Origin of the sequence: Streptomyces silaceus (assembly GCF_001419745.1) — a bacterium.
GTDB lineage: Bacteria > Actinomycetota > Actinomycetes > Streptomycetales > Streptomycetaceae > Streptomyces > Streptomyces silaceus.
Map to the genome: position 1 here is coordinate 1 of NZ_LIRJ01000349.1, position 13,037 is coordinate 13,037.

Annotated in this window: 11 protein-coding genes and 1 tRNA gene; 7 read left to right on the forward strand and 5 right to left on the reverse strand. The window is 72.1% G+C overall.

The genetic code is table 11. From position 1 onward, the window contains the following. The coding region (locus tag AOK22_RS28755) for a carboxylesterase/lipase family protein (RefSeq protein WP_157872307.1) at positions 1 to 1,503 on the forward strand (1,503 nt) is incomplete at its 5' end. Positions 1,504 to 1,702: 199 nt separating this feature from the next. Here AOK22_RS28755 and AOK22_RS28760 read toward each other — a convergent pair. Next, entirely contained in the window at positions 1,703 to 2,449 is a 747-nt protein-coding gene (locus AOK22_RS28760; RefSeq protein WP_055701644.1) for an FG-GAP repeat domain-containing protein, read from the reverse strand. A 278-nt stretch (positions 2,450 to 2,727) separates the two neighbouring features. On the opposite strand from AOK22_RS28760, the gene sigJ reads away from it, so the two are divergent. The 4 genes from sigJ (at position 2,728) to AOK22_RS28780 (ending at position 6,902) form a co-directional block, all read left to right on the forward strand. Continuing rightward, positions 2,728 to 3,672 (forward strand): RNA polymerase sigma factor SigJ, encoded by a 945-nt coding sequence (gene sigJ, locus AOK22_RS28765; RefSeq protein WP_055701645.1) that lies wholly within the window; start codon positions 2,728 to 2,730, stop codon positions 3,670 to 3,672. Between the two features lie 144 nt (positions 3,673 to 3,816). Then, a complete protein-coding gene (locus tag AOK22_RS28770; RefSeq protein WP_055701646.1) occupies positions 3,817 to 5,061 on the forward strand; it encodes an NAD(P)/FAD-dependent oxidoreductase in 1,245 nt (414 codons plus the stop codon). A gap of 80 nt (positions 5,062 to 5,141) precedes the next feature. Then, a complete protein-coding gene (locus AOK22_RS28775) occupies positions 5,142 to 5,972 on the forward strand; it encodes a YwqG family protein (protein ID WP_055701647.1) in 831 nt (276 codons plus the stop codon). Positions 5,973 to 6,176: 204 nt separating this feature from the next. Continuing rightward, positions 6,177 to 6,902 carry a hypothetical protein gene (locus AOK22_RS28780; protein ID WP_157872308.1) on the forward strand — a complete coding sequence of 242 codons (726 nt, stop codon included), beginning with the start codon at positions 6,177 to 6,179 and terminating at the stop codon, positions 6,900 to 6,902. A gap of 89 nt (positions 6,903 to 6,991) precedes the next feature. Here AOK22_RS28780 and AOK22_RS28785 read toward each other — a convergent pair. Beyond that, positions 6,992 to 7,065 (reverse strand) — tRNA-Gly (locus AOK22_RS28785). A gap of 566 nt (positions 7,066 to 7,631) precedes the next feature. On the opposite strand from AOK22_RS28785, the gene dcd reads away from it, so the two are divergent. Further along, positions 7,632 to 8,207, forward strand: coding sequence for a dCTP deaminase (dcd, locus tag AOK22_RS28790; RefSeq protein WP_055701649.1), 576 nt, complete (start codon positions 7,632 to 7,634; stop codon positions 8,205 to 8,207). A gap of 8 nt (positions 8,208 to 8,215) precedes the next feature. Further along, entirely contained in the window at positions 8,216 to 8,713 is a 498-nt protein-coding gene (locus AOK22_RS28795; protein WP_055701650.1) for a phosphoribosyltransferase, read from the forward strand. Between the two features lie 123 nt (positions 8,714 to 8,836). On the opposite strand, the gene AOK22_RS28800 is transcribed toward AOK22_RS28795, so the two are convergent. The 3 genes from AOK22_RS28800 to AOK22_RS28810 form a co-directional block, all read right to left on the reverse strand. Continuing rightward, positions 8,837 to 9,805 (reverse strand): Yip1 family protein, encoded by a 969-nt coding sequence (locus AOK22_RS28800; protein ID WP_055701651.1) that lies wholly within the window; start codon positions 9,803 to 9,805, stop codon positions 8,837 to 8,839. Between the two features lie 215 nt (positions 9,806 to 10,020). Then, entirely contained in the window at positions 10,021 to 11,481 is a 1,461-nt protein-coding gene (locus tag AOK22_RS28805) for an FG-GAP-like repeat-containing protein (RefSeq protein WP_055701652.1), read from the reverse strand. Between the two features lie 184 nt (positions 11,482 to 11,665). After that, positions 11,666 to 13,037: FG-GAP-like repeat-containing protein (locus tag AOK22_RS28810; RefSeq protein ID WP_055701653.1), on the reverse strand; the 1,372-nt coding region annotated here is incomplete at its 5' end.

Below are 13,037 nucleotides of genomic sequence, written 5' to 3' on the forward strand. Positions count from 1 at the left end.
CAGCAGAGTTCACGTACGAGTGCGGGTGCGCGTGACGTCGGCGAGGTGGTCGTCACCGGGTCGGGTGCGGTGCGCGGCAGGACGCTCGCCCCGCAAGACGGCCGCGAGACCGGCCCGTTGCGCAGTTTCCAGGGCATCCCCTACGCCGCCCCGCCCACCGGCGACCGCCGCTGGACCGCGCCCCGGCCGCCCGCCCCCTGGACCGGCGTACGCGAGGCGACGGCCCCCGGCGCGCCCTGCGCGCAGCCCGTCGGCCTGCCGGTCGGCAAGCCCAGCGAGAGCGAGGACTGCCTCCATCTCAACGTCACCGCGCCCGCCGCGACCGACGGCAGGCGCCCCGTGATCGTGTGGATCCACGGCGGCAGCCTGATGTACGGCACCGGGGACATGTACGGACCCGAGCGGCTGGCCGCGGGCGGCGCGGTCGTCGTGTCGATGAACTACCGCCTGGGCGTGCTCGGTTTCTTCGCCGACCCCGCCCTGCCGGGCGCCGAGGGCCTCGGCCTCCAGGACCAGCAGGCGGCGCTGCGCTGGGTACGGGCCAACGCCGCGGCCTTCGGCGGCGACGCCCGCAACGTCACGGTCATGGGCGAGTCGGGCGGCGGCTACAGCGTCTGCGACCACCTCGCCTCGCCCGCGTCGGCCGGCCTCTTCGACCGCGCCGTCGTGCAGAGCGCCCCGTGCGCCACCGGCGGCACGCGATCGAGGGCGGAGGCGGCGGCCGACGCCCGCCGGGTCGTCACGGCGGTGGGCTGCCAGCGCGACACGGCGGCCTGCCTGCGCCGCACGCCGGTGGCCGAACTCCTCAAGGCGTACGGTCCGTTCAACGAACCGCGCCCCGTGGCCGGCACGAAGCTGCTGCCGCGCACACCCGAACAGGCCCTGCGCACCGGGCGGTTCCACCGCGTGCCGGTCCTGATCGGCGTCAACCGCGACGAGGAGCGCGGCATGGTCCTCGGGGAGGAACTCGCGCCGGGCGGCGGCCCGATGAAGCCGGAGCGGTACGAGCCCGCCGTGCGCGAGCAGTTCGGCGACCGGGCCGACGAGGTGCTGCGGCGCTACCCGCTCTCCGCCTACCCCTCGGCGGGCGAGGCGCTGGCCGCGGCCGGCACGGACGCCAGGTGGTCGGTGCCGACGCTGGACACCGCGCGGCTGCTGGCGCGGTGGACGCCGACGTCGATGTACGAGTTCGCCGAGCGGGACACCCCGTGGTTCACGGGCTACCCGGCCCCGAGCTTCGCCCCGCGCGCCCAGCACATGTCGGAGCTCGCCTACCTCTTCGACCTGGCCCTCTTCGAGGACGTACGGCCCGGACAGGCGGCCTTCCGCACCCGGATGATCTCCACGTGGGTCGGCTTCGCGAGGAACGGCCGCACGGACTGGCCCGCCTTCCGGGGCCCGGACGGCCACGTCCAGGCGCTCGCCTCGGGCGGCGACGGCCGTACGGACTTCGCGACGGAGCACGCGTACGGGTTCTGGAAGGGGAACGGGACGGGGCGCTGACGTGATGAGGGGGGGCGGAGGTGTGGTGGCGGGGACGGGACGGGTACCTGAGCCGCGTCACCGTCCCCGCCACGGGGGAACGGAGTCGGGACGGGCACCTGAGACCCGTCCCGTCCCCGTCACCGGGAACGGACGGCGGGGCGCCACCGGGAGTCAGCGATGACCGGTGGCGCTCCGCGTCCGGGTAGGGGTACGGCCCTCAGGAGCAGGACGTGAAGAAGTGCTTCCAGCCGTCGGTCGGCATCGACGGCGGCTCGGCCGGGGTGCCCCAGGTGCCGTACTTCTCGTACAGGTCCTGGTCGTACTTGCCGGGCCCGGTGCCCTGCTTGGACGCGCGCACGTCCCGCTCCCACACGCCGTCACCGGCGTTGGACAGCATCGCGAGGTCCGGGTAGGCGTCGCCGCCGTAGTTGGCGACCCGCAGCTCCTTGACCTCGCGGGAGTCGCCGATGTCGAGCTTCTTGGGGGCGGCCGAGCCGAGGTTCGCGCGCTTGAGCGGGCCGGGGCGGAACTCCGCGACGCGGGCCGTCGCCGGGTCGTCGACACCGGACGGCTTCACGATGTTGACGACCACGTCCAGCTTGCCGTCGCCCTGGAAGTCGGCGACCGCGGCGGTGGCGACCTCGCCGGTCTTCGCGCCGACCAGCTTGCGGACGGACTGCGCGGTGCCGAACGAGCCGTCGGCCTTGCCCCACTGGACCGTCATCTTGACGCCGGTGTGGCCCGGGTTGGAGATCTTGTCCCGGATGCCGTCACCGTCGAGATCGCCGAGCAGCGTCGTGGCGCCGGACAGGCACGGGCCCGCCGCCCGAGCCGCGGCACCGGCCCGCCCCGCGTCACCGGACCCCGGCGCTGCGGCCGCGCTGGCCTGGTAGCCGGCGACGGTCAGGGTCAGGGCGGCGGCCGCGGTCGACGCGGCGATCAGACGTGAGCGCTTGCGAAGCATCTACGTACTCCCATGTCGTTGCTGAGGAAACGTGCCGTGTCCGGCTCCTCGCCACGCCGCGTGCAGTCGTTCGCGATGTGGGACGTGGGGAACTCTCGGACGAACACGGCTCAAGACTGCGGTGCGGTACGCCCAAGCCGCCAGGAACATCCGGCATTTGGGGACGCTGGAACGCCAAGAAGCGCTCTGAGCTGGGGAAATGCGGGGTGCCTGGAATGCGGATGTGGGACGGTGGGCACCCGGACCGCACGCGGCGCCCGCCGGTTAGTATCCGAACCATGGCCCTGACGATGGACGAGGTGGACCTGTTCGAAGCCTCCAGGCCCCGGCTGGAGGCCATCGCGTACCGCATGCTCGGCTCCTCGGCCGAGGCGGAGGACGCCGTGCAGGAGACGTTCCTGCGCTGGCAGGCCGCCGACGCCGAGCGCGTCGAGGTCCCCCGGGCCTGGCTGACGAAGGTCCTCACGAACCTCTGTCTCAACCAGCTCGCCTCGGCCCGCGTGCGCCGCGAGACGTACGTCGGCCAGTGGCTGCCCGAGCCGCTGCTCGACGGCGACCCGATGCTCGGCCCCGCCGACACCGCCGAGCAGCGCGAATCCGTCTCGTACGCGGTCCTCGTCGTCCTGGAGCGCCTCTCGCCGAACGAGCGCGCGGTGTACGTGCTGCGGGAGGCCTTCGACTACCCGCACCGCGAGATCGCCGCGATCCTCGACATCACCGAGGCCTCCAGCCAGCAGATCTTCCACCGCGCCAAGAAGCACGTCGCCGACGGCCGGGCCCGTACCGAGATCGACGAGGCGGCGGCGCGGCGGGTCATCGACGAGTTCCTCACGGCGGCGACCAGCGGCCGGACCGAGCCGCTCGTGCGGCTGCTCACCCAGGACGCCATCGCGGTCGGCGACGGCGGCGGCAAGGTCCCGGCGCGGGCCAAGGCGTTCGAGGGCGCGGTGGCGGTCGCGACGTTCATGCGGGGCCTGTTCAAGCCGAGCCGGGCGAAGCGCGACCTGGCGGGCGGTTCGCCCGAGGTGTACGTCGAGACGGCCAACGGCAGGCCCGCCATCGTGGCGCTCGTCGACGGCCGGGTCATCGGCGTGATGTGCCCCGAGATCACCGACGAGGGCATCATCGCGTTCCGCAGCCAGGTCAACCCCGACAAGCTGGAGCGGGCGACGCGGCGCTGGGCGGCGACGGACCACGGGGAGCCCCTGCTCCACGCCTTCTGAGCTCCATGCCTTCTGACGCCTCCGTACCGCCCCTTCCCTTGATGTGACCGGCGTCACATCGAACTCCTGTCAGGAAACGGCGGGCCACCCGGTTCAAGGGGTGAATCCGATCCGCCGGAGAGCGTGGAAGACAGGAGCAGGGACATGCAGCAGCACCGCATCGTGGTCATCGGAGCCGGCTACACCGGAGCGAGCGCGGCGGGCCGGCTCGCCAGGCGCCTGCGCCGGCAGGACGTCGCGATCACTCTCGTCAACGCCGAGGCCGACTTCGTCGAGCGCGTCCGGATGCACCAGCTGGCGACGGGCCAGGACCTCAAGCCGCGCCCGTTCGCCGCGATGTTCGCGGGCACGGGGGTCGAGCTGAAGCTGGCGCGGGTCACGGCCGTGGACGCGGAGAGCAGGACGGTGAGGGTGAGGGGGGTGTCGGACACGGGGGTGTCGGACACGGGGGTGCCCGGGGCCGCCGAGGAGACGCTGGAGTACGACACCCTGGTCTATGCCCTGGGCAGCGGCTGGAACGACCACGGGGTGCCGGGGGCGGCCGAGCACGCGTACGACATCGCGGGCCGTCCGGGCGCGCTGAGGCTGCGCGAGCGCCTGGCCGGACTGCGGGCGGGCGAGCCCGTGGTCGTGGTGGGCGGCGGCCTGACCGGCCTGGAGGCCGCGACGGAGATCGCCGAGGCGCGCCCGGAGCTGCGGGTGGAGCTCGCGGTCCGCGGCGAACTGGGCGACTGGCTGTCGGCGAAGGGCCGCGGACACCTGCGCAAGGTCGTGGACCGGCTGGGCATCACGGTCCACGAGAACACGGAGGTGACGGCGGTGGCGGCGGACCGCGTCACCACGGCGGACGGCACGGAGGTCCGGGCCGCGGCCACGGTGTGGACGACGGGCTTCGCGGTGCACCCGATCGCGGAGGCGACGACGCTGGAGGTCACGGAGGCGGGCCAGATCGTGGTCGACGGGACGATGCGGTCGACGTCGCACCCGGACGTGTACGCGATCGGCGACGCGGCGATGGCGATGGGCCCCGGCGACAAGCCGCTGCGCATGTCCTGCGCGACGGGCACGCCGATGGCGTGGCAGGCGGCGGACGCGATCGCCGCCCGCCTGACCGGCGGCAAGCTGCCGAAGACGCCGATGCGGTACTTCAACCAGTGCGTCTCGCTGGGCCGCAAGGACGGCCTGATCCAGTACGTCACGGCGGACGACCGCGCGGTGAACGCGGCCCTGACCGGCCGCTTCGCGGCCCGCTACAAGGAACTGGTCTGCAAGGGCGCGGCCTGGGCGGTCGCGAACCCCCTCCTGGGCCTCCCGACCCGCCCCCGCCCGCTGATCACGCGCGAGCGGCCGGCCGAGAACACGGACGCGCCGCTCAAGGCGGCGGCGTAGGAGCTCAGTCGCGGTGAGGGTGACGGGATGGTCGGCGGCAGCGACTAGCCTGCCGCCGCAGCCCGACACCAGGAGCCAGAATGCAGCCCGAGAACACAGCGGACGGAACCGATCACCCCACGAGGGACCTGCGCACGCTGATACCGGAGTACGAGACCCTGGCCAGGCGGACGACGGTCCTGAACCCGGAGCCGGCCACGCCGGACGTGAGCGAGAGCTCGCTGGGCGGCAAGCTCCTGTGGCCGGCGGACGAGCCGTGGCCGTCCTGCGCGCAGGACGGCCACTGGACGTTCGGCCCGGACCTACGCAACCGCACGGAGATCGTGCCGGGCGAGGTCCCGATGGTCCCGATCCTCCAACTGTTCGCCCGGGACGTCCCGGACGTCGACTTCCCGGAGGGCAAGGACGTCCTCCAACTCACCTGGTGCGCACTGATCCACGACGAGGACGAGGACGAGAGCCCCGGCCCGGTGGTGCCGCGCCTGTACTGGCGCAACGAGGCGGAGGTACGGGCGGGAGGCCTGCTGACGGACCCGCCGGAGGCAGGCGAGGGAGAGTACGACGAGGACAACACGCCCACGCCCTCGACCCTGTCCCCCACTCCCGCCCTCGACTACCCGAGCCGCTGGGACCTCCCCCAACCCCTCAAGGACACCTGGGAACCCCGCTTCCGGAACGAGTCGGGCCAAACGGTGTGGCCCCCCGACGGAAACGTCATCGGGACAAAGGCGGGCGGCTGGCCGGCCTGGATCCAACCGGCATCCTGGCCGACCTGCGCCAACGCCCACACGATGGACCACCTCCTGACGATCACAGGAGACATCCAACTGGGCGACTGCGGAGGCATCTACCTCTTCCACTGCGTCACGTGCCCAACCCACCCCTGGACCTGGCGCTCGGACAGCCACTGACCCGGCCAGGCGAACCCGGCACCACTCCCACCACTTCCGCCTCTCCCACCAGGGCGAGAACTGCTGTGACTCCCCGGGCACTTCGGGAAGCCACCGCTCGGCACACGACGCCCTCGGATCTTCTGGCAGTGACGTCGGCCGGTGGCGTCCCGGCAGGGAGGCATGTTGCCTCTGCACGTCTTGGGGGCCGGGCATACTGCCGGTATGGGCACGGATCCACTGGACGCGGAGTCCGCCACGTACGACGGCGCACAGTCCGAGGACTTACGCAGGCAAGCCGCCCACGCACCGCGACGGGCGATCGACGAGCGGGATCGGGCCGCTGACGCCCGCGAGGCCGCCGCTGACAGGCGTGAAGCCGTTGCCGACGAGCGGGAAGCCCTCGCCGACGAGCGGGAAGCCCTCGCCGACAAGCGGGAAGCCCTCGCGGGCGCGTGGCAGGACAAGCTCGCCGCGTGGGAGAGGCGTCTGGACATACGGAGCCGTGCGGCCGGGGAGTCGACTCCGAGCGTGCGGGACCGCTCGTACGAACAGATCGTCCGGTGCCAGGGGCTGCTGTCGGCCAGCCAGGAGCGGCTGGAGCGCAGCGAGGCAGCACTGCGGCGCGCGAATGAGACGGACCTGCGGGAGCAGGACGTGGTCAACCGGGAGATCCGCGTCGCCCTCGCCCAGATGGCCATGCGGGGCCCGACGTCACTCCAGGCCCTGCAAACCCGTGCCGACCGGCTTCGGGAGCAGGCCACGGCGGCGGCAGAGGCGCTGGCGGAGGCCGAGGACGCGGTGGCCCGCGAGCACGAACGCCGGGACCACGCCCAACAGACCACCGAACACCGACAACGCGCGGACCGGGCCCGCACGGCGGCCGACACCCTGCGCACCGCCCCACCACCACACGAAGACGAGGACAATCCCTCCGCGCTCCCCCACTGACACCGACGACCACGACGAGGACCGCCGGCCGCCCCCCACCGCGTCCGCACAACAAAGAACCCCCGGGTCCATGACCTGGGGGTTTCATATGGAGCGGGTGACGAGAATCGAACTCGCACTCTCAGCTTGGGAAGCTGATGTTCTACCACTAAACTACACCCGCGAAAGACGCCGCCTGGAGCGGTGTCGTGACGTCGCACACTGTACCTCATACCGGGCCCCGGGCGCTCTCGCCGTGGGGCCCGAGCGCTGTCCGGGAGGTGGATGCGCCGTGCGGGGCGAGGGAGTTGGGGCGTACCGTTGAAAGTGGTCGTGCCGCTTGGAGCGGCGTCCCTTTCATACCGTAATGTGGCCTTTCGTCGTCGGCTCGTAGAGCGGGTCAGGGCGAGTCAGTACGAGCTCAACTACGGCTTTGGGGAAGGGACTCGAGGACTTGATGGAGCGCACCGTCGTCCGATGTGCCGAAGGGCACGTGTTCAGCACCGCTTCGTTCCCGATGCAGCAGGCCGACCGGCTCGGTCCCGGCCGGCTCATCCGGTGTCCGCGGTGTGCCCGGCTGCGGCACGCCGTGCCCGTGGTGTCGCAGAAGCGGTAGCTGCAGCGGCAGCGGCAGCGTCGGTGGCAGCGCCGGCGGCGGACACGGAGACCGCAGGTCACGATCGTGGGCAGTGAGGCGCGCGGGGCCCGTCCGATGTGGGACGGCCCGCGCGCTCTGCGTATCCTCGGTGCGTGCTTCTCTCAGACAAGGACATCCGGGCCGAGATCGACTCCGGGCGGGTGCGGATCGACCCGTACGACGAATCCATGGTGCAGCCCTCGAGCATCGACGTGCGGCTGGACCGCTACTTCCGGGTGTTCGAGAATCACCGGTACCCCCACATCGACCCCTCAGTGGAGCAGGCCGACCTGACGCGGCTCGTGGAGCCCGAGGGCGACGAGCCGTTCATCCTCCACCCCGGGGAGTTCGTGCTCGCCTCGACGTACGAGGTCATCACGCTGCCCGACGACCTCGCCAGCCGACTGGAGGGCAAGTCGAGCCTCGGGCGGCTCGGGCTCGTCACGCACTCCACCGCCGGGTTCATCGACCCCGGCTTCTCGGGGCACGTGACCCTTGAGCTGTCGAACCTCGCCACGCTGCCGATCAAGCTCTGGCCGGGCATGAAGATCGGGCAGCTGTGCATGTTCCGGCTCACCTCGCCCGCCGAGGCCCCCTACGGGTCGGAGCGGTACGGGTCTCGTTATCAGGGGCAGCGCGGGCCGACCGCCTCCCGGTCCTTCCTCAATTTCCATCGGACGCAGGTGTGACATCCAGCATGAGTGACGTGCGCGAGAACCTTACGTACGAGAAGTTCGGCGGCGCTGTGCGCGAGCTCGCGCAGACCATCGCCGACGACGGGTACCAGCCGGACGTCGTGCTGTCGATCGCCCGCGGCGGTGTCTTCGTCGCCGGCGGGCTCGCCTACGCCCTCGACTGCAAGAACATCCACCTCGTGAACGTGGAGTTCTACACCGGCGTCGGGACCACGCTGGAAATGCCCGTCATGCTGGCGCCCGTGCCCAACGCGATCGACTTCACCGACAAGAAGGTCCTGATCGCCGACGACGTCGCCGACACCGGGAAGACGCTCAAGCTCGTCCACGACTTCTGCCTCGACCACGTCGCCGAGGTCCGGTCCGCCGTGATCTATGAGAAGTCGCACTCCCTCGTGAAGTGCGAGTACGTCTGGAAGCGCACCGACGAGTGGATCAACTTCCCCTGGAGCGTCTTGCCGCCCGTCGTGAAGCGGGACGGGCAGGTTCTCGACGCCTAGCCGCGCCAAGGCGCAGCGCGTACGAGTGGGCCCCGGCCGGACGTCAGCGTCCGGCCGGGGCCCACTCGTACGCGTGCTCGTCTGCGCGCCCGTCTGCGCGCCCGTCTGCGCGCTCACGCGGTCCTAGAACGTGCCCAGCTTCACGATCGCCAGGATCGCCAGCAGCTGGATCGCCGACGCGCCCAGCGCCTTCGGCCACGGCAGGTCGTGGGACTTGCTCACCATCGTGGTGAGCAGCGCGCCCGCCGCGAGCCAGGTCGCCCAGCCGAGCAGCTGGACGAAGGGCTGGCCGCCGCCGAGGAACATCGCCACGATCACGCGGGGCGCGTCCGTGAGCGACATGATCAGCATGGACAGGCCGACCGTCGGCTGCCAGGCGCCGTCACCGCCGAGCTGGCGGGCCAGCGTGTGCGTGACCACGCCCAGGATGAAGGCGCTGATCGTGATCGCGACGCCGGTCGTCAGGACGTACGGGACCGCCGCGGACAGCGTCGCGTTGATCGCGTCCGAGCGGGCGTCGTCGAAGCCGAAGATCGCCAGCAGGCCGTAGAGGAACGTCACGATGACGGCCGGGGGCCACATCGCGTAGTCCCGCATCTGCAGGAACGTGGGGCCCGGTCGCGTCACGATGCCGCGCAGCAGGTCCTTCCAGTGCAGGCGGGGGCCCACGGGCGGGGCGGGCGCCTGGCCGGCACGGTACGTGTCGCCCTGGGAGTAGGGGTCCTCGCCGATGGAGAAGGCCTGGGTGTGTCCGGGGTTGTTGGCCGCGTACGGGTCGTAGCCGCCCTGCGGGGCGTTGCCGTGGGCGTCGGGGCCGAAGTACTCCGGCTCGCCGTGCTGGCCGCCCGCCTGGGGCCACTGCTGGCCACCGCCCCCGCCGTACTGGGGGCCGCCCCCGCTGTACTGCGGGCCGCCTCCGTACTGGTTGCCGCCTCCGCCGTACTGCTGCGGGTTCGGAGGCGTGGGTGGGTAGCCGTACGACGGGCCGCCCTGGGGGGCCTGCTGTCCGTACGGCTGCTGCCGCGGTTGTTGTTGCGGTCGCGGTTGCGGGGCGCGGTTGTCCCGGCCGCGTCCGATCCTGAATCCAGCCACGAATCGAACGTACCTGGTCTTGGGGGGTGGGGGCGTCCCTCCTCGGGAGGAGACCGCCTTTGCGGCCGACCTGTGACAACCCTTAGGGGATCCCTGACGGGACAGCCACAGGGCCGGTCACAGATCGGTCGCGTGCGTGCGTACGCGAGTACGTCCATCAGTACGCACGTCTGTCCGTACGTCCGTACGTCCGTACGTCCGTCCTTCCGTACTTCTCAGCGGCGCAGCACCGCTCCGTACATCGTCGCGTCCGAAGAGGCGGGCTGGTCCAGGGAGTTGGGGGTGATCACCGAGACGGCGGACGGGGCGACCGAGGGGAGGTTCCAGACGCCGCCCGAGGAGGCGTTCTCGCCGGGCGCACCGACCGAGAGGTCCGGGCGGCCGTCGCCGTCGTGGTCCGCGGTGGCGAGCGCCGCGCCGAAGCGGTCGCCCTTCTCGGCGACGCCGGGGATGCCGGGGGAGTCCTGCTGGTACGCGACCGCGGAGGCCTTGCCGGCGGCGTCCAGGATGCCGTTCGCGCCGCCCTTCAGGACGGTGACGGAGCCCGCGCCCGCCGCGCTGCCGATGGCCTCGCCGGGGGCGCCCGCGATCAGGTCGTCCTTGCCGTCGCCGTCGATGTCGGCGACCGCGAGGGCGTTGCCGAAGTCGTCACCCTTTTCGGCGACACCCGGGACACCCGGAGTGTCCTGGTTGAGGGTCTGGCCCTTCCATATGGGCTCGTCGCCGCCCCCGTAGTGGATGTGGATGCCGCCGCCCTTGGCGGTCTCCTCGGGGCCGCACGGGTCGTCGATGTTCTCGTCGGCGATCTCGCGGCAGTTGCCGAGGGCGAGGTCGTCCTTGCCGTCGCCGTTGAAGTCGCCCACGGCCAGCGCGTTCGCGGCGCTGTTGTCGCTGCTCCAGGTCAGGCCGAACCGGTACTCGTCCTTCATGTACCGGAAGAGCTGCACGTGGGACTGGGTGTAGGGCTGGTTCTGGGTGTAGAAGGCGACGGCCAGCTCGGGGCGGCCGTCGGAGTCGAAGTCGCCGGTCGACAGGACGGGGGCCCGGCCGCCCATGCGGTCGCCCATGAGGATGTCGGTGCGGGCGACGAGCGGGTGGCTGTTGTAGACGACCTTGTCCTTGGCGCCGATCGCCAGGTCGACGTCCGTGTCGCCGGTGAAGTCGGCGGCGACCAGGGCGTTTCCGTACGCGGCGCCCGCCGCGTCGCCGCGGGCGGCCGTGTTGGCCGTGGCGAAGCCGTCGCCGGTGCCGTAGAGGACGGTGACCGAGCCGGCGTCCGCCTTGGTGTCGATGTCCTCGCCGGGCGCGCCGATGACGAGGTCGGCGTACTGGTCGTCGTCGATGTACGCGGTGGTGACGGCGCCGCCGAAGCGGTCACCGGCCTCCGGGGTGCCGGGGACCTCGACGGTGGCCTGCGTGATGCGGCGTACGCCGTTCGAGCCCGGGCCGTTCTCGCCGCCGAAGGTGACGCTCACGTAGCCGGCCTTGCGCTTGCCGTCGACGGTGCCGCTCGGCACGCCGACGGCCAGGTCGGCGTACCCGTCGCCGTTGAAGTCGCTCTTCAGCGCGGCGGGTCCGGTGGGCCCTGCGGCGCTCGCGCCGGCCGCCACGGGCAGCGTGAGACCGGTCGCGGCCAGGGCGGTGGCGGCGGCCAGGGCGAGTGTGCGTACGCGCACGGGGGTGCTCCAACTCTTCGATGGGAGAGGAGGCTTGGCCGCCACGCGGAGGGACGTGGTGGCCAAGCCGGTACTTCATCTGTGTGACATGCGGGGTTGGCGGAGGGTTGTGTTCCGCATCGCGGCGCGCCCCTCGGCCCGCGGAGCAGTGCGGCCCGCGAAGCGGTTCGGTCCGCGGAGCAGCTCAGTCCGCGAAGTTCAGCCCGAGCCGTGCCGAGCCCGTCGCCGAGATGCCCACGGTCGACGTGTAGACGCCCGACGTGCCCGAGAGGGTGCCGTTCGCCTTGCTGGTCAGGGGGTAGAAGGCGCCGTTCTCGCCGTTCTCGCCGGACGCGCCGACGGTGATGTCCCCGCGGCCGTCGCCGTTCAGGTCGTCGACGTGGACGTCCGAGCCGAAGAAGTCGTACTTCTCATGGGAGTTGGGGACACCCGGGGTGTTCTGGCCGAGCAGGACCGCGCCCTGCGTGGACAGGCCGGAGCCGTCCGCCTTGCCGTAGAGGACGGTGACCGCGCCCGCGTCGACGACGCCGTCGAGGTCCTCGCCCGCCGAGCCCACGACCAGGTCGAGGTGGCCGTCGCCGTTGATGTCGCCGAGGTCGAGCTCGTTGCCGAACGAGTCGCCCTTCTCGCCCGAGCCGGGCACGCCCGCGGTGTCCTGCGTGAAGACCTGCGTGTCGCCGTAGGGTCCGGTGGCGGCACCGTGCACCACGTACACCGAACCGCCCTTGTTGGCGCCGGAGATGCCGTCGTCCCACTCCAGGCCGATGACGACGTCGCCGTACCCGTCGCCGTCGGTGTCGCCGACGTCGGTGATGACGCCGCCGGGCAGCCGCTGCTGGTTCGCGGTGCTCAGGCCGTTCGCCGTGCCGGGCACCCAGAGGTTGGCGTTCTCGCCGTCCGCGGTGGAGTAGCCGTCGACGACCAGGTCGTCCCTGGCGTCGCCGTTCACGTCGCCGGAGCGCAGGTTGAAGGGCCCCGCGCCCTCGCCGCTCGCGACGGCGGGCTTGATCGTGTAGCGGCCCTCGCCCGCGCCGGTGGAGCGGGAGATGCCGCCGCTGACGACGTCGATGGTGGCCGCGCCGGAGCGGGCGCCGATGGCGAGGTCGGTGGCGCCGTCCCCGTCGAAGTCGCCGGCCTCGATGGGCGCGCCGAAGAAGTCGTGCCGGGCCGGGCGCGGGTCGTCCACCGTGGTGCCGCCGGAGAGTCCGCCCGGTGAGCCCCACAGGACCTGCACGGTGCCGCCGTTGGTGTCGCTGCCGACGTCCTCGCCGGGCGCGGCGACGGCCAGGTCGTCGTAGCCGTCGCGGTCGAAGTCGCCGTACGCGGTGTCCGTGCCGAAGCCGTCGCCCTTCTCGGCGGTGCCGGGGACGCCCGCGCTGTTCTGGCCGAACGTCTTGTGGCGCAGCGTGGATCCGCCGTACGTGACGGTGACCTGGCCCGCCTGGTCCTTGCCGCCGACGTTCGCGGAGGGCGCGGAGGTGGCGAGGTCGGGGACGCCGTCGCCGTTGAAGTCGGCCTCGTGGGCGGAGAGTCCGCCGGCGGGCGCGGCGGTGGCC